Source organism: Amycolatopsis saalfeldensis, from assembly GCF_900110575.1.
GTDB lineage: Bacteria > Actinomycetota > Actinomycetes > Mycobacteriales > Pseudonocardiaceae > Amycolatopsis > Amycolatopsis saalfeldensis.
Genome location: NZ_FOEF01000002.1, coordinates 744548 through 770621, shown reverse-complemented (window position 1 = coordinate 770621; position 26074 = coordinate 744548). Strand labels below are relative to the sequence as shown.

Sequence of the window (26074 nt, the reverse complement as noted above, 5' to 3'; positions counted from 1 at the left end):
AACACCCTCGCCGCACTCTTCCCAGACCGACTCCCACTCCACTAGAATAGAAGAAGAAATCGTCCGTGGCTTACACGGAAATCATGACAGGGCCTGTTCAAACGCTGCGGTGGCAAGGACCGATGGGTCACGGCCAACAAGCTCCTGGCCAGGAAACGGCCCGGCCTGTTGCCGGTTTACGACAGCCGAGTCAAGTCCGCGCTCAGCGCTCCCGGAAGCATCTGGGCTTGCTTGTGGTCTTGGTTCGAGGGCGACTCGCGGCGGGCCGAGGCCGTCGCCGGGCTACGCGACCAGGCCGGCGACATCACGGACATCAGCTTGCTGCGCTGCCTTGACGTCATTCTGTGGATGCACGCCACCGGAGCGCCGACCTGACCGGGGAACGCGACCCCGCGATCTCCAAGGCCATAATCCGCCGGATCGCCCGCGGAGGCCCCGCCGCGCGCCGGCAGCGACGCACCTTCACCACATCACAGGTGTGCCGTGCTCTTCCTGCTGATCGGCCGACTGATCTACTGTGATTCCGGTTCAGCGGGCCTTGGTGCCTCACACCGCGTGACCGGAGGAGTCGATGCTGGGATGACGGCAGAGCGACCGATGCCCACACAGGAAGACGTGCTCGGATACTTCGACACGCTGTCGAACTGGGGACGATGGGGCGACGACGACGAGCGCGGCACTCTGAACCACATCACCGACGACGTCCGGCTGGCGGCAGCGCGCGCCGTGCGCCACGGCCGGAGCGTGTCGTGCGCATGGGAGGTCACCGTCCCGGAAGAAATGGAACGGTCGACGACGACGTGCCCGTGCGCCGCCGACATGCCGGGTGCCGAGAACATGCCGGTGGCCGCGTTCCACAACGACCGGCGCTGGGGCTTCTCGCACGAGCGGCTCGGCATCATGTTCCACGGCAACACCGTCACCCACGTCGACTCGCCGTGCCATCTCTTCTGGGACGGCCCGATGTACAACGGGCGGTCGCACTCGTTGGTCGACGCCGCGACGGGATCGGCGTGGGCGGCTGTCACAGCGGCGGCGAACGGGATCGTCACGCGTGGTGTCCTGCTGGACATCGCGAGGGCCCGCGATGTGCCGTGGCTGGAACCGGGGCAGGGTGTGTTTCCCAGCGATCTCGAGGAGGCCGAGCGTCGCCAGGGTGTGCGAGTCCGATCCGGCGACGCGGTACTCCTGCGGACCGGTTATGGCCGCGTCCGGCACGAGGCCGGTGACGCCGGCGGTTTCACGCAGGCCGGCTGGCACGCTTCCTGCCTGCCGTGGCTGCAGGAACGGGAGGTCGGGCTGATCGGCGCCGACACCCCGCAGGACGTTCAGCCGTCGGGATACGAAGACGTGTTGATGCCGGTTCACGCCGTGAGCCTCGTCGCGATGGGCCTCTGGCTGCTCGACAACTGCGACCTGGAGGCGTGCGCGACGACGGCTGCCCAACTCGGCCAATGGGACTTCCACCTCACCCTCGCGCCCGTCCGCCTCGCCGGTACCTCCGGCAGTCCGGTCAACCCGATCGCCACATTCTGACCGCGGAACTCGCGCGGCCGGCACGGCCAGACCAGCCTGCACGTCACGCCGGTGTGAACACGACGAATGTCGCTGCGCTGAGTGCTGGCAACGCGGGGCTCAGGGGTTCGATTCCCTTCAGGTCCACTTAAGGGTTCTCATTGTTACTGACCTGCGGTTTTAACTCTTCATAAACGGACCACATGGCCCGCGGTTCCGGCCTTCCGGTCCAGCCCGGCTGGCTCATGGTCTGCTCGGGCGGGCGACGTCGCGGGCGTCCGACAGCTTTTAGGACAACGGAGAGAAGCCGACGGGGAAGGCGATGGCGGAGGTCGCGTGCGCGATGTTCTCCGGGCCGTTGGCGGGTGGCCAGATTCCGCGCTCGTACGACGTCCGCCGGATCGCCAGTCGTTCATCGAGGCTGGGGAAGGGCCAGATGTGGGTGATGCGGGGTGCGCCGTCCAGGCCGTACATCGCGGTGGTCAGGGGAGCGAGCTGGGTACGCTCCGGTATCGCGGCTTCCCAGCCCGCCATCGTCGGCACGAGTCCGCCGACCTTGAGCCGGTAGGTGCGGAACTCGTAGACGTCGCCGTACCGGCCTGTCCGGATCGGTGGCAGGAAGGGAAATTGCGCGTAGCTCTCGACTTCGAAGGCTTCAAGGTGTTCGCCGATGCCGAAGGGGTCGGAGCTGGTCAGGACGCGCTGCCGTTCGTCGGCGAGCGCGGCGGCGTCGTCGAACTCCCGAAGCAGGAGCAGCCTGCCGACGATGACGCCGTGCTCGGTTTCCCAGCAGCCGAGCAGCCGGCCGTGCCCGGAGCCGGTCGTGGTGTAGGACTCCAAGGCGGGGAGGGCTTTCGGCACCGTGTAGAGCTTGAGCGCGAGCTTGGCGAGTTCGTACAGCATCGCGGATTTCCTCTCTGTGGGGGCTGGAGGGCCGGTTTGCCATGGTGAGGACGGCAGCTGCCTGATCCTCGACACGGCAAACGCCTCGAGCGCGCCCTGGCCCGGCCCGGATTGTCGAGCGCGCTCCGATGAGCGGCCGGCACTGTCCGATTCGGACGGTGCCGACCGGCCGGGATTCACCGATCCGGCGCCATGGCTTCGGCCACGGCGGTTCGCCCGGCCGCCCGGCCGAACACGGCGGCCCGCATGAGGGCGGCACCTCCGGGGTAGTCGCCGTAGAACAACCCGCCGGTGGCTTCGCCCGCCGCGTACAGGCCGGGCACCACTGCCCCGTCCGGATCGAGCGCTCGGCCGTCGGGGTCGATCCGCACGCCGCCGAAGCTGAAGGTGAGCCCGGCGACTGCGTGGTAGGCGACGAACGGCGGCTGGTCCAGCGGCGCGGCCCAATGCGACTTGGGCGGGTCGATGCCCGCCGTGCCACGGTCTTCGGCGATGCCGTCGCCAGGCTGACAGGCGCGGTTGTACGTCTCGATGGTGCGTGCGAACCGGTCGGCGGGCAGTCCGAGCCGCTCGGCGAGTTCGGGAATGGTGTGCGCGGTGACCGGCACGGCCGCTCCGGCGAACTCATCGGCCACGCGCGCGGCGGTGCGCTGGTCGAAGATCTGGAACGCCTCGTGGCCGGGCTGGGGCCGGATCGCCTTGCCCATCTTCGAATAGTTCTTGACCCACGGGCCGGGGCCCTCGTCCACGAACCGCTCGCCGTCGCGGTTGACGAGCACGCCGAGCCAGAAGCCGTGCAACGGGAACGGCGGCGACGCCTCGCTGCACTGGGGTGAGGGCATGGTCGGGTCGACCGCGGCCGAGTGGGCCTTCGACCAGGTCCCGGCTTTTCCCGCCCCGGCCCGGAGCGCGGCCGAGATGCCGTCGCCGGTGGACAGCCGGGATCCGCGCAGCGGGACCGTTTCCCATTCCTGCCCCAGGAACCGGCGGCGGAGCTCACGGCTGGCCTGGAAACCGCCGCTGGCGATCACCACGGCGCCGGCCGCCATGAACTCGCCGGTGTCGCCGGCCGTGACGCCGGTGACCTGGCCGTTGTCGCGGACCACGTGCACCAGCGGGGTGAGCCAGCGGATCTCGATGCCGATGGACTCGGCGTGCCGGAGCAGGGTCTTGATCACCTCGAATCCGCGCGACATCCCCTCACCCGAGCTGGTCAGGACCTGGCCGGGGCGCACCCGCAGGACGCCGTCGTGGACGGTCGCGCCCAGAGTGCGGTTGAACGTGAATCGGACGCCTTTCGCCGCGAGCCACCGGACGGTATCCAGCGACTGTTCCGCGAGCGCTTCGATCAGTCGAGGGTCGGCCTGACCGCTGCTCATCGCCATCAGCTCGGCCGCATAGGCGGCGCTGGTGAAGGGCGCCGCTTCGATCCGGCCGGCCCGCATGCCGGGCTCGAAGTCCTGGGTGATCGACGTCAGGTCGTCCGGCCCGTCGTAGCAGAACAGGAACAGCCCGCCGGAAAACGCGGCATTGCCGCCGACGTCCTCGCGGCCGCCTTTCTCCAGGAGCAGCACGTTCGCCCCGGCTTCGCGCGCGGAGATCGCCGCGGAGAGCCCGGACAGGCCGCTTCCGGCCACGATCACCTTCGGAACGCGGGGCAACGCTGGTTTCGTCACTGGTCCTCCTAGCCGGGATGGTGGTCTTCACCAAGAGAAGTCGAGGGCCTGCGCGCCTTGACCGAGGCTGGGCACGGCGCCGGCGTGCCGGACGAATCCCTTGCCGGGCACGCCGATCTCGGTGGCCAGCCAGTTCGCGGCCTCGATCAGCCGAGGCAGGTCGATGCCGGTGCCCACACCGGACAGTTCGAGCAGCTGCACGGCGTCCTCGGTGCAGAGGCCGCCGCCCCGGCGGCCGGAGATCGCGGGATGGCCGCCGCTGCCCGCGAGGGCGGTGTCGAGGTGGCGGACGCCGAGGTCGAGCAGCGGCAGCAGGGCGGCCAGCCCCAGGCCCCGGTCGTCGTGGACCTGGACGGTGAGGTTCTCGGCGGGCACGTGCGCGAGCGCCGCGGTGACGAGCTCGCGGATCTGGGGCGGTGCGGCGTACCCGGCGGAATCGGCGAGGATCCAGTGATCCACGCCGATTTCGAGGAGCCGGCGGGCCAGCGGTTCGAGGTCCTCGGCGCTACGTCCCGGTCCGGTGGGGCCGCCCCACGCGAAGATGACGTAGGTGCCGAGCACGATGCCGCGGTCCGCGGCGAACGCGGCCATGCGTTCCAGCTCCGCCAGTGATTCCCCGGTGGACCGTCCGATGTTGGCGCGGGCGAACTCCTCGTCGGCCGACAGCAGGAACGCCGCGGTACTGGCACCCGCGTCGACGGCGCGGGCGAGCCCGCGGGTGTTGCCGACGCAGCAGCCGAGGCTGAGCCCGGGAACGCGGGGCACGTTCGCGAACACCGCTTCGGCGTCGGCGAGGCCGGGGATCAGGTCGGGCCGGACGAAGGAAGACAGCTCGAAGGCGCGGATCCCGGCGTCGAGGAGTCGTCGGAGAAGTTCGATCTTCACCTCGGTCGGGACGGGGTGGTCCTGGAAGGCCAGACGGGGCGCGATCTCGCGGATGTGCACTTGCGGGGGCACAGTATTTTCTTCGGACACGGGTTCCTTCAGGCGTGGCGGGTCGGGGTAAGCCCGGCGGCATGTGCGTCCCAGGCGTCGCCCCGGCCCTCGGCACGCAGGTCGGCTTTGCCGACCTTGCCGGTCGGGGTGACGGGGAACTGGTCGACGACGCGGTAGTAGCGGGGGACCATGAAGTGCGGCATGGACGCGTCGCAGTGCGCGAACAGCTTGGCGAAGTCCAGCCGCTGCCCGGATTCCAGCTGCACGATGGCGAGCACCTCGTCTTCGCCGAGTTCCGACGGCGTGCCGATCGCGGCCGCCGCGGTCACGCCGGGGTAGGCGAGCAGGACCGACTCGACCTCGTGGGAGGAGATGTTCTCGCCGCGGCGGCGCAGCGCGTCCTTCTTGCGGTCGATGAAGTAGAAGTAGCCGTCTTCGTCGGTGTAGCCGAGATCCCCGGTGTGCCACCACAGGTCCCTAATTGTCGCGAGTGTCGCTTCCGGATCGTTGTGGTAGCCGGAGAACATGACGTGCGGCAGGCGTGGCCGGTACACGATCTCCCCGGCCTGCCCCGGACCGGTGCGTCCGCCCGCCTCGTCGTGAACCTCCACAATGGAGGATTCGGTGGGCAGGCCGATCGACCCGACCTTGCGCGCGTCGAGCGGGTTGTACAGGACGTTCTTGATCTCCGTCAGCCCGTAGCCCTCGACGAGGTGGACACCGAAGCGTCCCTCGAACGGGTGCAGCACCTGGGGCGGTGCGGGCGCGGCGAACGCCTTGCGTACCTGGTGCTCGCGGTCCCGGCCGGACGGCGGCTGGGCCAGCAGCATGGGCAGGATCGAACCGAGCGCGTTGAACTGGGTGACCCGATGCGTGCGGACCTCGTCCCAGAACCGGCTCGCGCTGAACCGGCGGCCGAGCACCAGGGTCGCCCCGGCGGAGAGGGCGTGCAGGGAGAGGTTGACCTGCGCGGCGCCGTGGAACAGCGGCAGGCAGGTGTAGAGCCGCTCATCGGGCGTGGTGCGCATCTGCGCCGCGCACTCCCGCGCGGCGACCACCTGCATCCGGTTCGGGTACACCACGCCCTTGCTGCGTCCGGTGGTGCCGGAGGTGAGCATGATGGCCACCGGATCGGCCGGGCCGGCCTGGGGGAGCGCGCCGGCCGGATCGCCGGCGTCGAGCAGCTCGCGCCAGCTCAGCACCTGGACTCCGGGGGGAGTACGGCGGGGCCGGGCTTCGTCGAGCAGCACGACGGTGTGCAGCGTTTCCGGCGGTTCGGCCAGGTCCGCGACGAGGTCGAGCAGCGGCGCCTCGGTGACCAGGATCCGCACGTCGGCCCGGCGGAGGGCGTGGTCGAGGAACTGTCCTTTGTAGGCGGTGTTGACCGGGACCTCGACGAGACCGGCGCGGGCGGCGCCGAACCAGGCCGGCAGGTACTCGGCGCGGTTGGGCAGGAGGATCCCGACCGAGTCGCCGGGGGCGGCGCCGATCGCGATGAGGCCGCGCGCCACGTCGGTCGTCGCCTGGTCGAGCTCGCCGTAGGTCAGCTCGGTGTCACCGAAGACGAGCGCGGTCTTGCCCGGATGCGCCCGCGCCCGCGCGGCGAGCAGCCCGCTGACCGTGTCGTCCGCGGGATCCCCGGCGTCGCCTGCCGTGGTCATGCCAGCTCCTTTTTCACCCTGGCCAGGAAGCCTTCCAGCGCCGGGTCCCAGCTCGCTTCGGCGCCGGTGGTCACGAGGAACGTGTCCACGCCGAGGTCGCGGTAGGTGCCCAGCGTGTTCAGGATGCGCTCCTCGGTGCCGACGAGGGCCTGGGAGTTGGCGAAACCACCCAGCAGTTTCGTCAATCCGGTCCAGAAGCAGTCGTCGTGCAGCTCCTCGTCGGTCAGCGCGAGCGCCCGGGCCCGCCCCACGGAGGTGTCGGCCTTCGACGAGCGCAGAAACTTCCCGGAGGCCTCCGCGATCTGCCGCTCGACGGCGCGCGCCTGGGCCCAGGCTTCGTCGTCGGTGTCGCCGGCGAACAGCCGCAGGCTCAAGGAGAACCGCATCTTCCGGTCGTAGCCCTCGGCGGCCGCGGAGACCCGGTCGATGCGCTCCTTCGTGCCGGCGAACGGCTCGCCCCACAGCATGTACAGGTCCGCGTGGCGGGCGCCGAAGTCCACCGCGTCGTCACTCTCGCCGCCCATGAAGATCGGCACCTGGCCCTGCACCGGCTTGGTCTGGATCTGCACGGCCTCGGCGGTGTAGTACTCGCCGTGGTGGTCGAACGGTTCCGCCGAGGTCCAGGTGCGGCGGACGACGTCGAGGTACTCGACCGCACGCCGGTAGCGCTCGGCCTTGGGCAGGTCGTCCGATTCGCGGCGCAGATCCTTGTCGGACCCACCGACGACCACGTTGACGGCGAGCCGGCCGCGGGCCAGGACGTCGAGCGTGGCGAAGTAGCGGGCCGCGGCGACCGGCGGCATGACGCCGGGCCGGTGCGCGACGATGGGCGAGAACTTCTCCGACCGGGCGAGCGCGAACGGCGCGGTCGCGTGATTGTGCGGCCAGGTGGAGGAGTATCCGACGAGAACGCGGTCGATCACCTCGGAGCGGTCCAGCTCCTGGACTCGCGCGATCATCCGGTCCGGGTCGGTCTCGCCGATCTCGAGGGGCTGGAGCCCGGTGAAGAACTCGACCATGGTGTCCTCCTTGGTGGTACGGGTGGGATTCTTTGCGGGGTAAGGGTTTCGCTCAGTCATGGCCCGCCTTCCGGCGCAGGGCCGCGACCACTGCTTCGGCCACCTCGATCGTGCCGCGCCGCAGCGCCTTCTCGCGGCCGGCCGCGGAGCGGTCGAACGGCACCCGGACGGCGGTGCCGCCGTCGACCGGCCGGGTTGCCCGGATCGACTCGGCGAAGACGGTGACCCGCTGGTGGTAGTCGTGCGCGTCGGTGAGCGCGGCGGGGTCGACCAGCAGGACGAAGAAACCGCAGTCCGACACCCCGGGCGGCGCGGCGGCCGCGCCGCTCATCATGCCGAGCAGCTGGACGACCATGGCCAGCCCCGAGCCCTTGTGGCCACCCCACACGCCGAACGCGCCTTCGAGCGCCGCGGCCGGATCGACCGTCGGTTCGCCCGCTGCGTCGTAGGCCTGCCCCGGCTCCAGCTTCTCGCCGAGCCGCGCCTTCAACATCACTTCGCCGTACATGACGGCGGACGTGCCGATGTCCCAGATGACCGGGGCCGGCGTCGCCGGGAAGCCGAACGCGATCGGGTTGGTGCCGAACCGGCCTTCGGTGCCGCCGTGCGGGGCGACGACCGCGGGCCCGCTGCCGGCGATCATCCCGGCGAACCCGGCCGCGGCGGCCTTCTCCAGGTAGTAGGAGAACATGCCGGTGTACCAGGTGTTGCGGGCACCGACGATGGCCATTCCCTGTGCGCGCGCCTTCTCCATCGCCAGGTCGAGCGCGCGCATGCCGACGAGGTAGCCGACCTGGTCGCCGCCGTCGAGGGTGGCGGACACCGCGGTCTCGGCGACCACCCGGATCGGCCGGGCCGGGGCCGGGGCAGCGTGTACGCGTTCCACTATGGACAGTGCGCGGGCGAGACCGCCGAACGACAGCCCGCGCAGCTCGCAGTCGAGCAGGTGATCGGCGATGGTCTCGGCGTCACCGGCGCCGTGCCCGGACCCGGTCATCGCCGCCGTGACGAGCGCGCGGGCCTCGGACAGGGAGAGGGTCATCATGAACCGGCCTCCGCGGGTTGTGGCGTGATGGTAGGGGAGAACGTGGGCTTGCGGACGAGCGCGGCTGCGGCCACGGCACTGACGGCGGCTGCGGCCATCAGCAGGTAGGCGGGCGAACGCCGGTCGCCGGTGGCCTCGACCAGAGCCTGGCAGACGAAGATGGCCGAACCGCCCAGCACCGCCGCGGCGACGTTGTAGGACACGCCGATCACGCTGCCGCGCACGCGGACCGGCACGAGCTGGACGAAGGTGATCGGCGCGATGCCCGAGTAGAACGCCGGGCCTGCCGACAACAGCACGGTGCAGGCGATCATCAGCCACAGCGGTGGCACCGCCGACAGTACGGCGAACAACGGGTACGTCAGCACGAACACCACGATCGAGGTCGCCAGGAGCACTTTGGGACGGTCCGCCCGGTCGGCGGCGCGGCCACCGGCGGCCACCAGGAAGAGCCCGATGACCAAGGCCGAACCGACCACCACGGTGGCGGTGAAGGCGGACAGCCGCAACTGGATGAGGTAGCTCTGCACGTAGGTGTAGACCATGTAGATGCCGATGATGTGCAGGACCGACACGCCGGCGAGGAGGACCGCCCGTGGCCATTGGCCGCCGGCCGCGGTGTCCTTTTCGGACTGTTGGCGGCGCGCCGCGAGGAACTCGGGCGTCTCACCGAAGCGGCTGCGGAGATAGAGGCCGATCGCGCCGATGGGCAGCGCGAGCAGGAACGGCAGCCGCCAGCCCCAGGCCAGCATCTCCTCCTGCGTCAGCGCGGCGTTCAGCGACAGAACCACCACGGCGCCGGTGAGGAAGCCGGCCAGACTGCCGACCTGCACGCGGCTCGCCAGTGCGCCGCGCCGGTGCGGCGGGGCGAACTCGGCCACGTAGATGATCGCCGTGGTGTACTCGCCGCCGGCCGCCAGTCCCTGGACGAATCGCACCAGCACCAGCACGATCGGCGCGGTGATCCCGATGGTCCCCGTCGTCGGGAGCAGGCCGATCAGCGTGCTGGCGCCCGCCATCAGCAACAGCGAGGCGACCAGGGCGGGCCGGCGGCCGAGGCGGTCGGTGAGCGGCCCGAAGACCAACGCGCCGACGGGGCGGGCGAGGAAGGCCGAGCCGAACACCGCGAACGACGACAGCAGTGCGGTGCCGGGGCTGGCGGCGGGGAAAAAGACCTTCGCCAGGATGGTGGCGAGGAAGCCGTAGGCCGCGTAGTCGTAGGTCTCCACCGTGTTGCCGATGGCGGCGGCGAGCGTGGTGCGTCTCAGGGTCTGCGCCGAGGTGTCCGCTGGTGCGCTCATGACGTACCTCTCCGTTGAGGTCGGGGATGGCGCGTGCCGCTCAGGCGGCCGCGAGGTGGGGGTACCGACCGCGGAAGAACAGCAGGGGCTCCGCCGTGGTGCCGGTGGCCAGGTCCTCGACCCGGCCGACGACGATCCGGTGATCGCCCGCGTCGTGCATGGTCTCGATCGTGCAGCCGATCCAGGCGACGACGCCGTCGAGCACGGGATTTCCGTGCGGCCCCGGCTGCCAGCCCAGGTCGGCGAACTTGTCGCCGCCGGGAACGGCCAGTGCGTGGCACACCGCCTCTTGGCCGGCGGCGAGGACGTTGACGCAGAACGTGCCGCGCTCGGCGATGACCGGGAACGTCGAGGACGTCTTGCCGGGCAGGAACGCCACCAGTGGCGGGTCGAGCGACACCGAGGTGAACGACGAGACGGCCATGCCCACCGGCCTGCCTTGGGTGTCGAGCGAGGTGATCGCCGCGACGCCGCTGGGGAAGTGCCCCAGGACCGACCGGAACCGCTGGGGGTCGACCGCCGGGTGATGTGTAAGCATGCTGAGACTATATAAGCGTGCGCATCCGAATGCAAGCATGCTGACACTTATGCCCGTGATGCCGCTACGCTGCGGGGATGACAGATTCGCTGCCCTACGTCGACCCCTTCGACGACGGCCGCTCGCCGTCACGGGCGACCACGGACATGGACGAGGCGTCCTCCCTGATCGACGCGGTGTTCCGGTTCGAACGCGCGGTCACGAGAATCGGCAACACGCGGCTGCGGCCGTGGACCATGACGCTCTCGAGCTACACGGCGCTGCGGATCCTCGCCAACCGGCCCCATCTCACGCTCGCCCAGCTGGCCCGGCGCTGCTACTCCCGGCCGCAGACCATGACCCGCATCGTCACCCAGCTGGAGAATCGCGGCTTCGTCGCTCGCGGCTCGCATCCCGAGAGCGAGCGGGCACTGTCGCTCGAGGTCACCGAGGCGGGCCTGGTCGCGCTGGACGAGATGGGCGGCGAAGTGCTCAAGATCAGTGGCACGCTCAACGCGGTTCTCGGCCGCGACGACGTCGTCGCCACCGATCGCCAGCTCCGGCAGGCCGCCCTTGTGGTCGAGAACGAGCTGAAGGAGCTGGGCCGCTCCGAAAGCTGAGCAGCCGAATACTCGACGACGCCCGCCCTCTTGTCAGGCAACTCCTCGCGGAGGGTTTCCTTCGCCCGACCGAAGTCCCGCTCCCGTCACCGTCCGCCGCGTCGGCGCCGCCGTGGGAGCCGTCCTGGGGCACGCTGCAGGTGCACCGCCCTACGTTCCCTTGCCCGCCGGACGGACGCGGGCTGCCGGGTTCGCGCTCGCCGTGGTCCTGGCCGTATCCGCTGCAGGCCGGAGACCTCGGCGTCTTGCCCGCCTCACCTGGCTGCTCAGTATGGTGAGCCGGCTTCCCTGCCGGCGACATTCGAGGAGGCTGAGGACGCGGTCGTCGCGGTCCGCGCAGCTGGGCGGCTCTGTCTTGGCCGGGTGGCGTGTCTTGAGGAATCCGCTGCCGCGACACTGTTGCTCGCGCTCTCACACCGCCGGGTGATCTGGTGCCACGGAGCAGCGGCCGACCCGATCCGCCTGCACGCCTGGGTGGAGACTGTCGGGCACGATCCCGTCGCGGAACCGGTATCCACCGGCCGGTTCGCGACGCTCCGCACCATCCCGGCACACCAGTCTTCGAGGCGAGAACCATCAGCGACACCACCGGGCCCCTGATCTGGCTGCGCGGCGAAAAAGCCGGCCTCGGACCTCTGCGCGAAGACCTCGCCGACCTGTATTGGCAATGGGAACAGGACCCCGGTGTCCTCGTCGGCTACGGCCGCCAGCCTCCGGACTCCCTGCCGAACCGCCCCAAGGGCCTCGGGCACCAGTTGCGGGCACCGACCATCAGATCCGGTTCACCGTCTACGACCTCACCGGTGGCGAGCCCGTGCCCGCGGGCACCACCGCGGTCCTGATCGACCACCACACCCGGGTCGGCGAGTTCGTCATCCAGCTCGCCCCCCAGCACCGGGGCCACGGCATCGGCACCGAAGCCACCCACCTCACCCTCGACTACGCCTTCCACATCACCGCCCTGCACTGCGTGCACCTCTCCGTCCTCGCCCCGAACCTCGGCGCGATCCGCGCCTACGAGCACGCCGGGTTCCGCAGGATCGGCGAACGCCGCCGGTCCGGGCTCTGGCTCGGCCGGCGCGTCAACGACATCCTCATGGACGCCGTACCCGAAGACTTCCCCGGCGAATCCCGCATCACCGCCGCCTGAGCGACTTGCTGTTCCACAGTGCTGACACCCACCGTCCGGCCCCATGAGCGACGACCCAGCCTCGGCCATGGCCAGCTACTTCAGCGACTTCACGGAGAGCCTGGCCGACCTGCAGCAGACCTTCGCCGTACTGCGCGAACGGCACGGCCACGACGACGCCGTGTTCGACCTGGTCCGGATCTTCGGCACCAAGTCGACGACCTGGATGGCCCTGCACCTCGCCGTCGCCGTCGCGGCCCTCCGCGACCAAGACCTGGGCAACCAGCCGAACTCGCCTGCACTCGTCGAAACGAGCCTGCCGATCGAGCAGGAAGACGTACAGGACTCCCCGGAACGAGGAGGCTGAACAGCAGTTCCCGGGCGGTGCCGACGGTCAGCTGGCGAGATCTCTGACACGAGTGTCCAACCTGGACACGGTCTGCTGCATGACGGCGAACGACTCCGTCGCGCTCAGGGCTGTCCCATCGAGATCCCGGACGATTCTTCGGTACCGCTGGAGCTGGCTAGGCGAGGAGAAGCACACGTTTCAGGCTCGCGGAGCTTGCCCCGAGGATCAAGGGTGGACGGTCACGCCGACCACCGCCTGAAGCACGGGCGGAGGACGGGGACAGCAAGATGCCGACCACCAAAGAAGGTGATCGGCTCGCTGTGGGATGCTTGGTGAGAGTTCACCACTGTGTGTGTCCGAGGGGGGACTTGAACCCCCACGCCCATTAAGGGCACTAGCACCTCAAGCTAGCGCGTCTGCCATTCCGCCACTCGGACCTGCTGATGAAGAGACTATACGACCCGCCGGGCTTCGGTTTCAGGGGGGTCCGGCATGCGGTTACGGGTGGGGTGGCTATTTTGCCCTGTTGATCATCGGGGCGGGCGGTCCCGGCCGAGAGGGGCCGCCCGCAGTACCGGTGTCAGGGGAGGCCCAGGTGGTCACGCAGGGTGGGGCCTGAGTACTCGGTGCGGAAGACGCCGCGGTCCTGCAGGAGGGGGACCACCGTGTCGGCGAATTCGTCGAGGCCGCCGGGGGTTACGTGGGGGACCAGGATGAAGCCGTCGCTTGCGTTGGATTGGACCAGGGTGTTGATGGCTTCCGCGACGGTGGTGGGGGAGCCGATGAAGTTCTGGCGGCCGGTGACCTCGATGATGACCTCGCGGGTGGAGAGGTTCTTCGCCTCTGCCAGTTGACGCCATTCGTGTGCGGTGGCGATGGGATCGCGGTACATGCGGACGCTGGCGCGGCCCTTGGCGATCTTGTTTTCGCCCACTACCGGGTCGGTGGTGGGGAGGGGGCCGTTCGGGTCGTGGGTGCTGAGGTCGGTGTTCCAGAGCTGCTCGAGGAACTTGATGGCCGTCGCCTCGCTGACCTGCTGGAGGCGCACCTCGTGGGCCTTCTCCTGGGCGTCCGCGTCCGTGTCGCCCAGGACGAACGTCGCCGCGGGCAGGATGACCAGCTGGTCGTGGGTCCGGCCGTACTTGGCCAGGCGGCCCTTGACGTCGCTGAAGAACGCCTGGCCCGCTTCTAGCGTGCCGTGGCGGGTGAAGATCGCGTCGGCGGTGGCGGCGGCGAACTCGCGGCCCTCGTCGGAGTCGCCGGCCTGGATGATCACCGGGCGGCCCTGGGGGCTGCGTGGCACCGGGAAGCGGCCCTCGATATCAAAGTGCCGGTCGTGGTGGGAGAACGCGCCGGCGTGCGCGTCGGCCAGGAAGCGGCCGCTCGCCTTGTCGGCCAGGACCTCGTCGCCGCGCCAGGAGTCGAACAGCTCCCACGCCGTGCGCATGAACGTCTCGGCCCGCGAGTAACGCTCGTCCTGTGGCAGGAAGCCGCCGCGGCGGAAGTTCTCGCCGGTGAAGGCGTCCCACGACGTCACGACGTTCCAGGCCGCGCGCCCGGCCGAGAGGTGGTCCAGCGAAGCGAACTGCCGCGCCACCTCGAACGGCTCGTTGAACGTCGAGTTGATCGTGCCCGCCAGGCCCAGCCGCTCGGTGACGGCCGCGAGCGCGCTCAGCACCGTGAACGTGTCCGGGCGGCCGACCACGTCCAGGTCGTAGATCTCGCCGTTCTGCTCCCGCAGCCGCAGGCCTTCGGCCAGGAAGAAGAAGTCGAACTTCGCGCGCTCGGCGGTCTGCGCGAGCTTGACGAACGAGCTGAACTCGATGTGGCTGCCGGCCTCGGGGTCGCTCCACACCGTGGTGTTGTTGACGCCGGGGAAGTGCGCCGCGAGGTGGATCTGCTTCAGGGGCTTGGTCATCAGGAGTCCTCCTCAGGCGGCGTAGCGGTTGGCGGGCCTCGGCAGGCCGAGCAGCCCGCGGAGGGTGTCGGCCTCGTACTCGCCGCGGAACGCGCCGCGCCCGCGCAGTTCGGGGACGAGGCCACGGGTGATGGCCGTCAGGTCGTGCGGCAGCGCGCCCGGGCGCAGCCGGAAGCCGGACAGGCCCGCGGAGTGCCAGTCCAGCAGCAGGTCGGCCAGCTCGGCGGGGGTGCCGGTGAACACCTTCGCGTCGGAGGCGTACTCGGCGCCGGCCAGCTCGTCCAGGCGCGCCTTGCGGTCGGCGGCGGCCTGCGCGGTCTCGTCGAGGAACACCACGAGGTCGCCGAAGACGTGCAGCGTCTCGCCCGCTCGGCCCGCGCGCTCCTGCTCCGCGTGGACGTCGGCGACGATCGCGGCGGCCCCCGCGCGGTCCGACGGCGTCACGTAGACCAGGTCGGTCGAGCGGCCGGCCAGGCGGTACGGCACGGCGGCGTGCGCCAGCGCGGTGACCAGCGGCTGGCCCTGCGGCGGCCGCGGCGTGATGGACGGGCCCTTCACCGAGAACCAGCGGCCGGTGAAGTCGATGTAGTGCAGCTTCTCGCGGTCGACGAAGCGGCCGGTGGCGACGTCGCGGATCTCGGCGTCGTCCTCCCAGCTGTCCCACAGCCGGCGCAGCACCTCGACGTAGTCCGCGGCCTCGTCGAACAGGTCCGCCAGCGCGCTCGGCCGGTCCGGCTCGGCGCTGTCGGGCAGGTGGAACGCGCCGGGCTCGCGGCGCCCGAAGTGCCGGTACTCGTCTTCGCGGCCGGAAACCTGCACGCGGACGCCCGCGCGGCCGCTGCTGACGTAGTCGAGCGTGGCGATGGCCTTAGACAGGTGGAACGGCTCCGTGTGGGTGACGACGGTGGTCGGGACCAGGCCGATGCGCGAGGTCAGCGGCGCGACGCGCGACGCGATCAGCACCGCGTCGAGGCGGCCCTGCACGACGTCGTCGCGGTCCTCTACGGTCTCGGCGCGGGAGTCCGTCCGCAGCGAGAGGAAGTCCTCGAACGTGACGAAGTCCAGCTTGGCCGCCTCGGCCTCGCGGACGAGGTCCGTCCAGTAGCCGGCGGTGAACAGCTCGGCGGGCCGGGCGTCCGGCTCCCGCCACGCCGCCGGATGCCAGCCTGCCCCCTCCAGGGCCACGGCGAGCCGTGGTCCGCTAACCCCTGTCATGCGCGCGTCCTTTCCCGTGGGCCTGTTCCCCGAGTGTGCGCCGGGACGCGGGGCCCGGACAGCGGTAACCAGCCGGTGGGAATCTGGCGGGAGCGGGAATAACCGCGGGCCTCAGCCGAGGTCGACGCGGATGGTCAGCAGGTCCGTGCCGAACGCCTGGACGGCCGTGCTGTTGAGGCGCGGCAGGGTCTTCAGGCGCGCGCGGGCGTCGTCGCCGGGGAGCAGGTGGGCGGTGCCCTCGTGCCAGACGCCGTGCAGGCGCAGCCGGACGCGCGGGTCCGCCTGGATGTTGCGGACGTAGTGCGAGCGCTCGCCGAACTCCGAGACCAGCCAGAACTGCCGGCCGGTGCGGCGGCCGCCGATCGGGGTGCGGCGGGGGAGGCCGGAGCTGCGGCCGGTGGTCTCCAGCAGCGTCTGCGTCGGCAGGCGGCTCAGCAGCGGGTTGCCGAGCCGGCGCTGGAACGCGGTGACGGCGCGGTGCTTGCGGTCGCCCCGGCCCGCGGGCGCGGCGACCTGGCGCAGCCGCGCCGGGATGAACCGCTGGTGGAACGGCGTGGCGAGGGCCCACAGCAGCCGCGCCGCCGGCCGGCGGTAGCTCACGGTGGTGGTCCAGCGGACGCGCGCGCCGTCGACGTCGACGACGTTGCGCGCCGCCATCAGCCCGGACGGCGCTTCGAGGACCACGGTCTCCGGCGCCGACTCGGCGACGGTCCACCCGAACACGCGGCCGGGTCCGCTGCGCACCCGCAGGCCGAGACACGCCCAGCCGACGCGCAGGAAGGCACGGGCCGGGGCGGGCGCGTCCTCCCAGACGGCGCGGGCCCACTGCTCGGCCGTCCGCCTGTCGCCGTCCTGGCGGGCGATGTCCACTGTGGACGTGAAGTCCGGTTCCGCCATCGCGCTGTCCCTCCGTCCGCCTGCGGAGACTACCCGCGGAGACTAGCAGCCAGCGACCCGGTCAGCGCGGGAAAACGATGCCGTCGAACAGCTTCCGGGCGGTGCGCACGACTCCGCTGCGGCGGACGCGCGGCGGGCTGGTGCTCGCGTCCAGCTCGACCTCGACCTGCAGGTGGCCGGTGGGGTGCTCGACGTCGACCCGGGACGAGCTCGGCGGCTTCGCCAGGTCGTGGCCGACCGCGCGGTCGAGCAGGATCGCGGTGGCGACGCTGACCGCGCCCAGCACGCCGATCGACGTGTGCGGTTCGAGCGGGATGAAGGTGCGCGTGCCGATCGTGCCGCCGTCGGACGGGGGAGCGACGAGGGTGGTCTTCGGGACCGAGCTGTCGCGGACGTCGCCGAGGCCCATCAGCCCGGCGGCGGCCAGCCGGAGCGACTGGATCCGCGCTCGCAGCGCCTCGTCCTTCAGCTGTTCCGGGGTTTCGCGGCCGGTCAGCCCGAAATCGGCCGCGCGGGCGACGACCACCGGCATGCCGTTGTCCACACACGTCACTTCGACACCGTCCACAGTGTCCACCAGGTGCCCGGTCGGCAGCAGCCCGTGGCCGGAAGAGCCCGCGGTGCCGGCGAAGTCGAGTACCACCGGCGCGGCGGTGCCGGGCACGCCCGCGATCGCCGTGCCGCCCCGGTATTCGACGGCTCCGCCGGGGGTGGCGAACCGGGCGACGGCCGTGCTGCCGGAGTTCAGCATCCGGATCCGCACCGCGGTCCGCTCGCCGCCGGCCGGGACCAGGCCGCGCTCGACGGCGAACGGGCCGACGCCGGCGAGCAGGTTGCCGCAGTTCTGCCGGTCGCTCACCGTCGCCTCCCCGACGCCGAGCTGCAGGAACAGGTAGTCGACGTCGGCGTCCGGGGCGGCGCTCGGCGAGACCACGGCGACCTTGCTGGTGAGCGGGTGCGCGCCGCCGATGCCGTCGATCTGGCGCGGGTCGGGACTGCCCATGATCCGCAACAGCAGCTCGTCGCGAGAGGCGGCTTCGGCGGGCAGGTCTTCGGCGAGGAAGTACGCGCCCTTGGACGTGCCGCCGCGCATGAGCAGGCAGGGGACGCCGCTCACGCCTGCTCCCGGGCGTAGTCCTCCGCGGTCAGATACCGGACGCCCAGCCCGGCGAGCTTCTCGCGCAGGCCGTAGCGGTCGAGGCCGAGTTCGCCGGCGCGGAACGCCGCGCGGGACTCCTCTTCCTTGGCCAGACGCGCTTTCGACGCCGCGACGCCGCGGGAGACGTCTCCGCGCGGGACGCACAGGACACCGTCGTCGTCGGCCACGATCACGTCGCCCGGCCGGATGGCCTGGCCGCCGACGACCACCGGCACGTTCACCGCGCCCGCGGTCGCTTTCACCGTGCCCTGCGCGCTGACCGCGCGGGACCACACCGGGAAGCCCAGCCCGGCCAGCTCGGCGACGTCGCGGACGCCGGTGTCGAGCACCGCCCCGCGCACGCCGCGGGACTTCAGCGAGGTCGCCAGCAGCTCGCCGAACAGGCCGTCGGTGCAGGGCGAGGTGGTGGTCACCACGAGCACGTCGCCGGCCCGGCACTGCTCGACGGCGGCGTGGATCATCAGGTTGTCCCCGGGCCAGCACAGCGCGGTGACGGCCGAGCCGGCGATGCGCGGGCCGCGATGCAGCGGCCGGTGCCGGGGGCCGAGGAAACCCGTGCGCCCCAACGCTTCGTGCACCGTCGCCACGCCGAATCCGGCCAGCTCGTCGATCTGGCCGGCCGCGGCGCGCGGGACGTCGGTGACCACCACTGGGCCCATGAAGGCAGCTCCCTCAGCTCTCGGTTTCCCGCAGCGCGCCGATCACGCTGCGCAGGTGCGCCCGGGCCGCGCGCTCGGCGGCCTCGGGGTCGCGGGCGGCGATCGCCTCGATGATCGCCAGGTGCTCGGGGAGGGAGACGTGCGGGCGCCCGGCCCGCATGGACAGCTGGAACTGGTGGCGGACGAGCTGCCCGTGCAGCCGCTCCAGCAGCTCCGCGGCGACCGGCTGCCCGGCGATCTCACGCACCGTGCGGTGCAGTTCGCGGTTGAGCTCCGAGTACTTCATCGGCTCGCCGTCCTCGACGGCGGCCCGCAGCTGCGCGCCGAGCGATCGCAGGCGTTCGATGTCGCCGTCGGTCGCCTTTTCCGCCGCCTTCGCCGCGCACAGGCCCTCGAGCACCATGCGGCACTCGGTGATGGCGACGGCCTCCTCGATCGAGACCACGCGCACGCGCGCGCCGCGGTGGGGGATGCGCTCCACCAGCCCGTCGGCGGTCAGGTCGATCAGCGCGGCGCGCATGCTGGCGCGCGTGACGCCGAAGGTCTCGGCCAGCTCGGCCTCCACGAGCCGCTGCCCGGGCACGACGTCGCCGGCCATCAGGGCGGCTCGCAGGGCGTCCAGCGCGGCCTGTTTCCCGGCCTCCCCTTCCTTCGGTGTAGTGGGCATCCCGGCTCCTCTCCTCGACGACTGACGCTAAGCATCTCATACAAGATTGTCAACGATTTTGTGGACGACTCTTGTGACGATTCCGCCGACGGGTTACCTTGCCTCGCGGGACACCCCGCCGGCCGCGACGACGCGCCGGCCCGAGGAGGAGTGAGCGCGAAGATGCCCGGACCGGCCCCGACACCGCCCGAAGCCCAGACGACCACCCTGACCACCCGCCGTGCCGTGGTCGGCGCCTCCTTCGGCTTCTTCGTCGACATGTTCGACGTCTACCTGCCCGTGGTGGCGCTGACGCCGGCGATGAACTACTTCCTGCCCCCGTCGGTCTCGACCGGCAGCCGCGCGGTGATCACCTCGCTGATCTTCGTGGCCACTCTGCTGGGCCGCCCGCTGGGCTCGATGATCTTCGGCCGGCTCGCCGACAAGGTGGGCCGCCGCCGCGTGACGCTGTGGTCGATCACCGGCTGCGGCGTGTGCACGCTGGTCATCGCGCTGCTGCCCGGCTACTCGGCCGTCGGCCTGCTCGGCGTGGTGCTGATGGTGGTGCTGCGCCTGGTGGACGGGGTGTTCCTCGGCGGCGAGTACACCGGCGCGACGCCGCTGGCGATGGAGGCGGCGCCGGCCGGGCGCCGCGGCTGGTACGGCGGGCTGGTGGGCATGGGCTTCCCGCTGTCGTACTGCGCGATCGCCTTGGTGACGTTCGTGATGCTGCGGATCGCGCCGTCCGGCGGCCCGGGATCGGCCTACTCCGAGTGGGGCTGGCGCGTGCCGTTCCTCGTCGGCGCGGCGCTGTGCCTGGTGTTCTGCCTGTACTACTCGCGCACCGTCGAGGAGTCCGAGACCTGGAAGGCGGCGCCGAAATCGCGCACGCCGATCCGCGACGTGCTGATCGGCTCGTCGCGCCGCCAGTTCGTGCAGGTGTTCGTGATCATGAGCGGCATCTGGTTCGCCTCCAACCTCGCCTCCGGCCTGCTGCCGAGCGCGCTGCAGTACCAGGCGCATGTGTCGGCGACGCAGGTGACGGCCGCGCTGGTGATCGTGCAGGCCATCCACTCCGTGCTGTTCCCCTACATCGGGCTGCTGTCGGAGAAGATCGGCCGGCGCAAGTTCCTGGCGTGGTCGGGGGTCGGCATCGGCGTGGTGTGCTCCGCCGCGTTCGCGACGATCAGCCTCGGCTGGTGGTCCGGCTTCGGCGCGGTGCTGCTGCTGACGCTGGTGATCCGGCTCAGCGGCGGGAGCACGTTCGCCGTCACGCCGTCGTACCTGTGCGAGCGCTTCCCGCCGGCCGTGCGCGGCAGCGGGTTCGGGCTGGGCTACAGCATGCCGCTGATCCTGACCTCGTTCTACGCCTATTACCAGGGCTGGCTGGAACACCTGATGCCGTCCGGTTTCACCGCCGCGGCGCTGCTGGTCCTCGGCGGCGCGCTGGTGCTGGTGGGGTCGCTGCTCGGCCCGGAGACCAAGGACGTCGACCTGGCCGGGCAGCCCGTGCCCACGGCGGTCCGGGCATGACCGCCGTCGCGCTGCTGGGCCTCGGGGAGGTCGGCTCGGTGCTGGCCGAGGACCTCGCCGGCGTCCGGCTTTCGGCGTGGGATGTGGCTTTCGCGGACGAGACGAGCGCGGCGTCCCGCAACGCCCGGCGCCTCGGCCTTCCGTCCACTTCGGACGCGGTGACGGCGGTGCGGGACACGGACCTGGTGATCAGCGCCGTCACGGCGGCGAACGACCTCGTGGCCGCTCGCTCCGCGGCGCCCGGGCTGCCGGCCGGCTGCTGGTACGTCGACCTCAATTCCGCCGCGCCGGGCCAGAAACAGGCCGCGGCCGAAGTCGTCGAGGCCGCGGGCGGCCGGTACGTGGAGGCGGCGGTGATGTCGCCGATCACGCCCCAAAGGCTGGCCGCGCCGATGCTGCTGGGCGGTCCGCACGCGAGCGCGTTCGCGGAATTCGCCCGGCCGCTCGGCTTCACCGGGCTGGAGGTGTACGCCGACGTCGTCGGGCCCGCCTCGGCGACCAAGCTGTGCCGCTCGGTGATGATCAAGGGAGTCGAGGCGCTGCTGGCCGAGTCCCTGCTCACGGCGCGCGAGTGGGGTGTGGAGGGACAGGTGCTCGCTTCGCTGTCCAACCTGCTGCCCTCGGACGACTGGGAAAAGCTGGCCGCGTACCTGTTTTCGCGCTCGCTGGAGCACGGTGCCCGCCGCGCCGAGGAACTGCGCGAGGCCGCGGTGACCGTCGCGGGCGCCGGGATCGAGCCGGTGATGGCGGAGGCGATCGCGCGCCGTCAGGACTGGGCCGCGGCGCACCGGCCCGCGGACCTCGGCCAGGACCTGCTGCCGCTGCTGGACGCGATCCGCGCGCAACTGCCCGGCACCGCGACGAAAGGCACGCCTGAGTGATCATCGACTGTCACGGCCACTACACCACCGTCCCGGCGGCGCACACGGCCTGGCGAGACGGGCAGCGCGCGGCGTTCGAAGCCGGGTCCGCCGCCCCGCCGTACCCGGCGATCAGCGACGACGAGGTCCGCGAGTCCGTGCAGGGGCAGCTGAACCTGATGGCCGAGCGGGGCGTCGACCTGACGCTGTTCTCCCCGCGCGCCTCCGCGATGGCCCACCACTTCGGTGGCGAGGCGGTCGGCGCCGAGTGGGCGCGGGTGAGCAACGACCTGGTCCACCGCGTCACGCGGCTGTACCCGGAGAAGTTCGCCGGGGTCTGCCAGCTGCCGCAGTCGCCCGGCGTGCCGATCGCGCACTCGGTCGCCGAGCTGCGGCGCTGCGTCGAGGAGCTGGGCTTCGTCGGCTGCAACCTCAACCCCGACCCCAGCGGCGGGCACTGGACCTCGCCGCCGCTGACCGACCCGAGCTGGTATCCGTTGTACGAGGCCATGGCCGAGCTGGACGTGCCCGCCATGGTGCACGTCTCAGCCTCGGTGAACCCGGCCTTCCACGCCACCGGCGCGCACTACCTCAACGCCGACACCACGGTCTTCATGCAGTTCCTGCAGGCCGATCTGTTCACCGAGTTCCCCGGCCTGCGGTTCGTGATCCCGCACGGCGGGGGAGCGGTGCCGTACCACTGGGGCCGCTACCGGGGGCTGGCCGACATGCTCGGGCGGCCCGGGCCGGAGGAGGGCGTGCTGCCGAACGTCTTCTTCGACACCTGCGTGTACCACCAGCCGGGCATCAACCTGCTGTTCGACGTGATCGGCCCCGGCGGCATCCTGTTCGGCTCGGAGACGCTTGGCGCGGTGCGCGGGATCGACTCGCGCACCGGGCACCACTTCGACGACACCCGGCGGTACGTCGACGCCCTCGGATTGTCCGAAGAGGACAGTGCGAAGGTGTTCGAGGGCAACGCCCGCCGGGTCTACCCGCGCCTCGGCCGGGCGCTGGAGGGGAGGGGACGGTGACCGCGTTCGAGGCCGACCCGGGCTGGCTCTCCTTCGACCCCGCGCCGTCGAAACCGGCGTTCACCCTGCCGCCGGGCACGGTCGACGTGCACTGTCACGTGTTCGGGCCGGGCGAGGTGTTCCCGTACGCGCCGGAGCGCAAGTACACGCCGACGGACGCGAGCAAGGAGCAGCTCGCCGCGCTGCACGAGCACCTCGGCATCACCCGCAGCGTGATCGTGCAGGCCACCTGCCACGGAGCCGACAACCGCGCACTGGTCGACGCGCTCGAAGCGGCCGGCGGCCGGGCGCGCGGCATCGCGACCATCCGCGGCGACGAGCCCGACGAGGAGCTGGCCCGGCTGCACGCGGCCGGCGTGCGCGGGATCCGGCTGAACTTCGTCCGGCGGCTCGTGGACCCGAAGCCGGACCGGCACTACCACGACCTGGTCGCCCGGATCGCGCCGCTGGGCTGGCACCTGGTCGTCTACTTCGAGGCCGCGGACCTGGCCGACCGCTGGGACTTCTTCACCTCGCTGCCGCTGCCCGTGGTCGTCGACCACCTGGGCCGCCCCGACGTGGCCAAGCCGGTGGACGGGCCGGACTTCGAACGGTTCCGGACGCTGCTGCGGGACCACCCGCAGTTCTGGGCGAAGGTCACCTGCCCGGACCGGCTCACCGTGGCAGGCCCGCCGTACGACGACGTGGTGCCCTTCGGCCGCGCGCTGGTCGAGGAGTTCGGCGACCGCGTGCTGTGGGGCACCGACTGGCCGCACCCGAACCTGAAGAGCCACATGCCCGACGACGGCGCGCTGGTCGACTTCGTCCCGCGCGTCGCGCCGACACCCGAGGCGCGGCAACGGCTGCTCGTGGCCAATCCCACACGGCTCTATTGGGGCGGCTGAGCCGGGCAACCCCTTCGCGGCCCGGACGTCGTTGTCGATGAGGGCAAGATCGAAAACGCGAAGAGGTGTGATGGTGAGCAGGGGAATGCTGTCCCGGCGGGGAGCGCTGGCGGCCGGGCTGGGACTGGTGGCCGCGGGCTGTGCGGGGAAGACGGCGGTCTCCTCGCCGCCACCGTCCTCGCCGTCCTCGTCGGCTTCAGGGCCGAAGCCGTCGGTGCAGCCGGAGCTGGCCGCGCTGGAGAAGGAGTTCGGCGGCCGGCTCGGGGTGTCCGCAGTGGACACCGGCAACGGCGCCACGGCCGGGTACCGCGCGGACGAGCGGTTCCTGCTGTGCTCGACGCACAAGGTGCTGGCCGTCTCCGCGCTGCTGCACGGGCACCCCGACGCACTGGACAAGGTGATCCACTACGACAAGGCGCAGCTGGTGACGTACTCGCCGGTGACGTCGCTGCACGTGGCGGACGGGATGACGGGCGCGGCCATCTGCGAGGCGGCGATCACCGTCAGCGACAACACGGCGGCGAACCTGATCGTCGGGCAGGTCGGCGGCCCGGCCGCGGTGACCGCGTTCGTCCGCGCCCTCGGCGATCCCGAAACCCGGCTGGACCGCCTGGAGCCGGACCTCAACGTCGGCGCCCCCGGGGACGAGCGCGACACCACCACCCCCGCCCGCATGGCGGCCGACCTGCGCGCGCTGGTGCTGGGCAGCGGCCTCGACCCGGCGGGCCGCGAACGGCTCACCGGCTGGATGGTCGCCAACACGACCGGCGGCAAGCAGGTGCGCGCGGGCGTGCCGGCGGGCTGGCGGGTCGCCGACAAGACCGGTTCCGGCTCGCACGGGGAGAGCAACGACGTCGCCGTGGTCTGGCCGACCGGCCGCGCGCCGTGGGTGATCGCGGTCTACACCGCGCCGAGCGACCCGAAGTCCACCGCCGGCCCGGCGACCATCGCGGAGGCGACGCGGATCGTCGCGAAGGCCTTCGGCTGAGCCGGGGCACGGCAGCCCGCGCCGCCGCCCGCCGTCCACAGTGGACGGCGGGCGGCAGCGGGACGGTCAGGCCTTGCGCTGCATGGCGGAACGAGCCGGGTTGCCCTGCTCGTCCGCCTTCGGGTCCTTCTCGTCGGCCTTGGCGCGGACGCCGGACTCGACGCGGTCGCCGAGGTCCTTGTCCACGTTGCGCCAGTAGTCGAAGGCGCGCCCGAGGACCGGCTCGGACACACCGTTGAGCAGGTGGCCGACGATGTTGTCGACCAGGCGCGCCCGGGCGTCGTCGTCGAGCACGTCGCGGACCATCGTGCCCGCCTGGCCCCAGTCGTCGTCCTCGGCGTGGTCGACGTAGGCGGTGCGGACGATCTCGCCGTCGGCGTGCCAGCTCGCGGGCGCGCCGTAGCGCTCGGTGTCCGCCCGCGGGCCGCCCTTGGAGTTCGGCGCGTACACCGGGTCGGAGACCTTGGCGAAGCGCATCGCGCCGTCCTTGCTGTAACTGTGCACCGGCGAGGTGGACGCGTTGACCGGCAGCTGCCGGTAGTTCGCGCCGATGCGGTGGCGATGCGCGTCGGCGTAGGCGAACAGCCGGCCCAGCAGCATGCGGTCCGGGCTCGGGCCGATCCCGGGCACCAGGTTGTTCGGCTCGAACGCGGCCTGCTCGATCTCCGCGTGGTGGTCGGTCGGGTTGCGGTCCAGCGTCATCCGGCCGACCTCGGCCAGCGGGTAGTCGCTGTGCGGCCAGACCTTCGTCAGGTCGAACGGATTGAACCGGTAGTCCTTGGCGTCGTCGAAGGGCATGACCTGGACGTGCAGCGTCCAGCTCGGGTGGTCGCCGCGCTCGATCGCCTCGAACAGGTCCCGGGTGTGGTAGTCGGTGTCGGCGGCGGCCATCTGGTCGCCCTCGTGCTGGGTGAAGAACTCCACGCCCTGGTCGGTCTTGAAGTGGTACTTGACCCAGTGCCGCTCGCCGGCGGCGTTGACCCACAGGTAGGTGTGGGAGCTGTAGCCGTTCATGTGGCGCCAGGTGCGCGGGATGCCGCGGTCGCCCATCAGCCAGGTCACCTGGTGCGCCGACTCGGGGGAGAGCGTCCAGAAGTCCCACTGCATGTCGTGGTCGCGCAGGTTGTTGTCGGCGCGGCGCTTCTGCGAGCGGATGAAGTGCTGGAACTTCATCGGGTCCTTCACGAAGAAGACCGGCGTGTTGTTGCCGACCATGTCGTAGACGCCCTCGGTCGTGTAGAACTTCAGCGCGAAGCCGCGCGGGTCGCGCCAGGTGTCGGGGCTGCCCCGCTCCCCGGCGACGGTGGAGAACCGCGCCACCAGGTCCGTCTTCGCGCCCGGCTGGAACACGGCCGCCTTCGTGAGGCCGCTGACGTCGCCGGTCACCTCGAACCGGCCGAACGCGCCGCTGCCCTTGGCGTGCGGCTGCCGCTCCGGCACGCGCTCGCGGTTGAACTGCGCCATCTGCTCGATCAGGTAGTGGTCCTGCAGCAGGATGGGGCCGTCCGGGCCGACGGTGAGCGAATGCTCGTCGCTCTCCACCGGGATACCGGCGTCCGTCGTCGTCGGGTGGGGCTGGTTGCCGGTCACTTCGTCATCTCCTCGTGGTG

General features: G+C 71.3%; 25 protein-coding genes, 1 tRNA gene and 1 pseudogene. 11 read left to right on the top strand and 16 right to left on the bottom strand.

The window, feature by feature from the left end:
- The first annotated feature begins 93 nt into the window (after positions 1-93).
- Together BMY97_RS46905 and BMY97_RS07690 are read left to right on the top strand one after the other, a co-directional pair.
- Positions 94-375, top strand: a complete 282-nt coding sequence (locus tag BMY97_RS46905) for a DUF6308 family protein (protein ID WP_281246886.1) — start codon at positions 94-96, stop codon at positions 373-375.
- A 108-nt stretch (positions 376-483) separates the two neighbouring features.
- Positions 484-1536: a cyclase family protein gene (locus BMY97_RS07690; protein WP_245787200.1), complete on the top strand. Its 1053-nt coding sequence runs from the start codon at positions 484-486 to the stop codon at positions 1534-1536.
- 267 nt (positions 1537-1803) lie between these two features.
- Here BMY97_RS07690 and BMY97_RS07685 read toward each other — a convergent pair whose 3' ends face one another.
- The 8 genes from BMY97_RS07685 to BMY97_RS07650 all read right to left on the bottom strand — a co-directional run bounded on the left by BMY97_RS07685 (position 1804) and on the right by BMY97_RS07650 (position 10594).
- Positions 1804-2418 (bottom strand): NIPSNAP family protein, encoded by a 615-nt coding sequence (locus BMY97_RS07685; protein ID WP_091614468.1) that lies wholly within the window; start codon positions 2416-2418, stop codon positions 1804-1806.
- Positions 2419-2594: 176 nt separating this feature from the next.
- Positions 2595-4094: an FAD-dependent tricarballylate dehydrogenase TcuA gene (tcuA, locus tag BMY97_RS07680; RefSeq protein ID WP_245787199.1), complete on the bottom strand. Its 1500-nt coding sequence runs from the start codon at positions 4092-4094 to the stop codon at positions 2595-2597.
- A gap of 27 nt (positions 4095-4121) precedes the next feature.
- The gene (locus tag BMY97_RS07675; RefSeq protein ID WP_245787198.1) at positions 4122-5051 is read right to left on the bottom strand and encodes a beta/alpha barrel domain-containing protein; all 930 of its coding nucleotides are present in this window, start codon (positions 5049-5051) and stop codon (positions 4122-4124) included.
- Positions 5052-5077: 26 nt separating this feature from the next.
- Positions 5078-6691: an AMP-binding protein gene (locus BMY97_RS07670; RefSeq protein WP_091614460.1), complete on the bottom strand. Its 1614-nt coding sequence runs from the start codon at positions 6689-6691 to the stop codon at positions 5078-5080.
- Positions 6688-7710 carry an LLM class flavin-dependent oxidoreductase gene (locus tag BMY97_RS07665; RefSeq protein ID WP_091614458.1) on the bottom strand — a complete coding sequence of 341 codons (1023 nt, stop codon included), beginning with the start codon at positions 7708-7710 and terminating at the stop codon, positions 6688-6690. Before BMY97_RS07665 ends, BMY97_RS07670 begins: the two co-directional genes overlap by 4 nt.
- A gap of 52 nt (positions 7711-7762) precedes the next feature.
- Positions 7763-8755: an Ldh family oxidoreductase gene (locus tag BMY97_RS07660; protein WP_091614455.1), complete on the bottom strand. Its 993-nt coding sequence runs from the start codon at positions 8753-8755 to the stop codon at positions 7763-7765.
- Entirely contained in the window at positions 8752-10056 is a 1305-nt protein-coding gene (locus BMY97_RS07655) for an MFS transporter (RefSeq protein ID WP_091614453.1), read from the bottom strand. Before BMY97_RS07655 ends, BMY97_RS07660 begins: the two co-directional genes overlap by 4 nt.
- Before the next feature lie 40 nt (positions 10057-10096).
- Positions 10097-10594 carry a flavin reductase family protein gene (locus BMY97_RS07650; RefSeq protein ID WP_091614450.1) on the bottom strand — a complete coding sequence of 166 codons (498 nt, stop codon included), beginning with the start codon at positions 10592-10594 and terminating at the stop codon, positions 10097-10099.
- Between the two features lie 77 nt (positions 10595-10671).
- Between BMY97_RS07650 and BMY97_RS07645 the strand changes: the two genes are divergently transcribed.
- The 4 genes from BMY97_RS07645 (at position 10672) to BMY97_RS07630 (ending at position 12689) form a co-directional block, all read left to right on the top strand.
- The gene (locus tag BMY97_RS07645) at positions 10672-11193 is read left to right on the top strand and encodes a MarR family winged helix-turn-helix transcriptional regulator (RefSeq protein WP_091614448.1); all 522 of its coding nucleotides are present in this window, start codon (positions 10672-10674) and stop codon (positions 11191-11193) included.
- Between the two features lie 30 nt (positions 11194-11223).
- Complete coding sequence (locus tag BMY97_RS49515; RefSeq protein WP_091614445.1) at positions 11224-11793, top strand: lasso peptide biosynthesis B2 protein; 570 nt, start codon at positions 11224-11226, stop codon at positions 11791-11793.
- A gap of 214 nt (positions 11794-12007) precedes the next feature.
- Positions 12008-12343 (top strand): GNAT family N-acetyltransferase, encoded by a 336-nt coding sequence (locus BMY97_RS48265; RefSeq protein ID WP_245787197.1) that lies wholly within the window; start codon positions 12008-12010, stop codon positions 12341-12343.
- 43 nt (positions 12344-12386) lie between these two features.
- On the top strand, positions 12387-12689 hold the full coding sequence (locus BMY97_RS07630) for a hypothetical protein (protein WP_143086149.1): 303 nt from the start codon (positions 12387-12389) through the stop codon (positions 12687-12689).
- A gap of 335 nt (positions 12690-13024) precedes the next feature.
- Here BMY97_RS07630 and BMY97_RS07625 read toward each other — a convergent pair.
- The 7 genes from BMY97_RS07625 to BMY97_RS07595 form a co-directional block, all read right to left on the bottom strand.
- A tRNA-Leu gene (locus BMY97_RS07625) sits at positions 13025-13108 on the bottom strand.
- Positions 13109-13251: 143 nt separating this feature from the next.
- Positions 13252-14589 carry an NtaA/DmoA family FMN-dependent monooxygenase gene (locus tag BMY97_RS07620; protein WP_091614440.1) on the bottom strand — a complete coding sequence of 446 codons (1338 nt, stop codon included), beginning with the start codon at positions 14587-14589 and terminating at the stop codon, positions 13252-13254.
- A gap of 12 nt (positions 14590-14601) precedes the next feature.
- Positions 14602-15804: an LLM class flavin-dependent oxidoreductase gene (locus BMY97_RS07615; protein ID WP_091614437.1), complete on the bottom strand. Its 1203-nt coding sequence runs from the start codon at positions 15802-15804 to the stop codon at positions 14602-14604.
- Positions 15805-15915: 111 nt separating this feature from the next.
- A complete protein-coding gene (locus BMY97_RS07610) occupies positions 15916-16701 on the bottom strand; it encodes a nitroreductase/quinone reductase family protein (RefSeq protein WP_245787196.1) in 786 nt (261 codons plus the stop codon).
- 61 nt (positions 16702-16762) lie between these two features.
- On the bottom strand, positions 16763-17818 hold the full coding sequence (locus BMY97_RS07605) for a 4-oxalomesaconate tautomerase (protein ID WP_245787195.1): 1056 nt from the start codon (positions 17816-17818) through the stop codon (positions 16763-16765).
- Positions 17815-18519 (bottom strand): 4-carboxy-4-hydroxy-2-oxoadipate aldolase/oxaloacetate decarboxylase, encoded by a 705-nt coding sequence (locus BMY97_RS07600; RefSeq protein WP_091614434.1) that lies wholly within the window; start codon positions 18517-18519, stop codon positions 17815-17817. The genes BMY97_RS07605 and BMY97_RS07600 overlap by 4 nt, the downstream gene beginning before the upstream one ends.
- A gap of 13 nt (positions 18520-18532) precedes the next feature.
- Entirely contained in the window at positions 18533-19186 is a 654-nt protein-coding gene (locus tag BMY97_RS07595; protein ID WP_091614430.1) for a GntR family transcriptional regulator, read from the bottom strand.
- Between the two features lie 162 nt (positions 19187-19348).
- On the opposite strand from BMY97_RS07595, the gene BMY97_RS07590 reads away from it, so the two are divergent.
- The 5 genes and pseudogenes from BMY97_RS07590 (at position 19349) to bla (ending at position 24464) form a co-directional block, all read left to right on the top strand.
- Positions 19349-20698, top strand: a complete 1350-nt coding sequence (locus BMY97_RS07590) for an MFS transporter (protein ID WP_143086148.1) — start codon at positions 19349-19351, stop codon at positions 20696-20698.
- A complete protein-coding gene (locus BMY97_RS07585; RefSeq protein WP_091614424.1) occupies positions 20695-21579 on the top strand; it encodes an NAD(P)-dependent oxidoreductase in 885 nt (294 codons plus the stop codon). The genes BMY97_RS07590 and BMY97_RS07585 overlap by 4 nt, the downstream gene beginning before the upstream one ends.
- A complete protein-coding gene (locus BMY97_RS07580) occupies positions 21576-22592 on the top strand; it encodes an amidohydrolase family protein (protein WP_091614421.1) in 1017 nt (338 codons plus the stop codon). Before BMY97_RS07585 ends, BMY97_RS07580 begins: the two co-directional genes overlap by 4 nt.
- Entirely contained in the window at positions 22589-23476 is an 888-nt protein-coding gene (locus BMY97_RS07575; protein WP_091614419.1) for an amidohydrolase family protein, read from the top strand. The genes BMY97_RS07580 and BMY97_RS07575 overlap by 4 nt, the downstream gene beginning before the upstream one ends.
- A gap of 138 nt (positions 23477-23614) precedes the next feature.
- Positions 23615-24464 (top strand): annotated as a pseudogene (gene bla / locus BMY97_RS07570) (class A beta-lactamase).
- A 66-nt stretch (positions 24465-24530) separates the two neighbouring features.
- Here bla and BMY97_RS07565 read toward each other — a convergent pair.
- A complete protein-coding gene (locus BMY97_RS07565; protein WP_091614413.1) occupies positions 24531-26054 on the bottom strand; it encodes a catalase in 1524 nt (507 codons plus the stop codon).
- Positions 26055-26074: the final 20 nt, after the last annotated feature.

What these genes read in the sequence shown, in the direction of transcription:
- BMY97_RS07645 (WP_091614448.1), top strand. Translation starts at nt 10,672, where the DNA reads ATGACAGATTCGCTGCCCTACGTCGACCCCTTCGACGACGGCCGCTCG.
- BMY97_RS07655 (WP_091614453.1), bottom strand. Translation starts at nt 10,056, where the DNA reads ATGAGCGCACCAGCGGACACCTCGGCGCAGACCCTGAGACGCACCACG.
- BMY97_RS07650 (WP_091614450.1), bottom strand. Translation starts at nt 10,594, where the DNA reads ATGCTTACACATCACCCGGCGGTCGACCCCCAGCGGTTCCGGTCGGTC.
- BMY97_RS07670 (WP_091614460.1), bottom strand. Translation starts at nt 6,691, where the DNA reads ATGACCACGGCAGGCGACGCCGGGGATCCCGCGGACGACACGGTCAGC.
- BMY97_RS07585 (WP_091614424.1), top strand. Translation starts at nt 20,695, where the DNA reads ATGACCGCCGTCGCGCTGCTGGGCCTCGGGGAGGTCGGCTCGGTGCTG.
- BMY97_RS07600 (WP_091614434.1), bottom strand. Translation starts at nt 18,519, where the DNA reads ATGGGCCCAGTGGTGGTCACCGACGTCCCGCGCGCCGCGGCCGGCCAG.
- BMY97_RS07665 (WP_091614458.1), bottom strand. Translation starts at nt 7,710, where the DNA reads ATGGTCGAGTTCTTCACCGGGCTCCAGCCCCTCGAGATCGGCGAGACC.
- BMY97_RS07660 (WP_091614455.1), bottom strand. Translation starts at nt 8,755, where the DNA reads ATGATGACCCTCTCCCTGTCCGAGGCCCGCGCGCTCGTCACGGCGGCG.
- BMY97_RS07630 (WP_143086149.1), top strand. Translation starts at nt 12,387, where the DNA reads ATGAGCGACGACCCAGCCTCGGCCATGGCCAGCTACTTCAGCGACTTC.
- BMY97_RS07615 (WP_091614437.1), bottom strand. Translation starts at nt 15,804, where the DNA reads ATGACAGGGGTTAGCGGACCACGGCTCGCCGTGGCCCTGGAGGGGGCA.
- BMY97_RS07610 (WP_245787196.1), bottom strand. Translation starts at nt 16,701, where the DNA reads ATGGCGGAACCGGACTTCACGTCCACAGTGGACATCGCCCGCCAGGAC.
- BMY97_RS07590 (WP_143086148.1), top strand. Translation starts at nt 19,349, where the DNA reads ATGCCCGGACCGGCCCCGACACCGCCCGAAGCCCAGACGACCACCCTG.
- BMY97_RS07620 (WP_091614440.1), bottom strand. Translation starts at nt 14,589, where the DNA reads ATGACCAAGCCCCTGAAGCAGATCCACCTCGCGGCGCACTTCCCCGGC.
- BMY97_RS07685 (WP_091614468.1), bottom strand. Translation starts at nt 2,418, where the DNA reads ATGCTGTACGAACTCGCCAAGCTCGCGCTCAAGCTCTACACGGTGCCG.
- BMY97_RS07595 (WP_091614430.1), bottom strand. Translation starts at nt 19,186, where the DNA reads ATGCCCACTACACCGAAGGAAGGGGAGGCCGGGAAACAGGCCGCGCTG.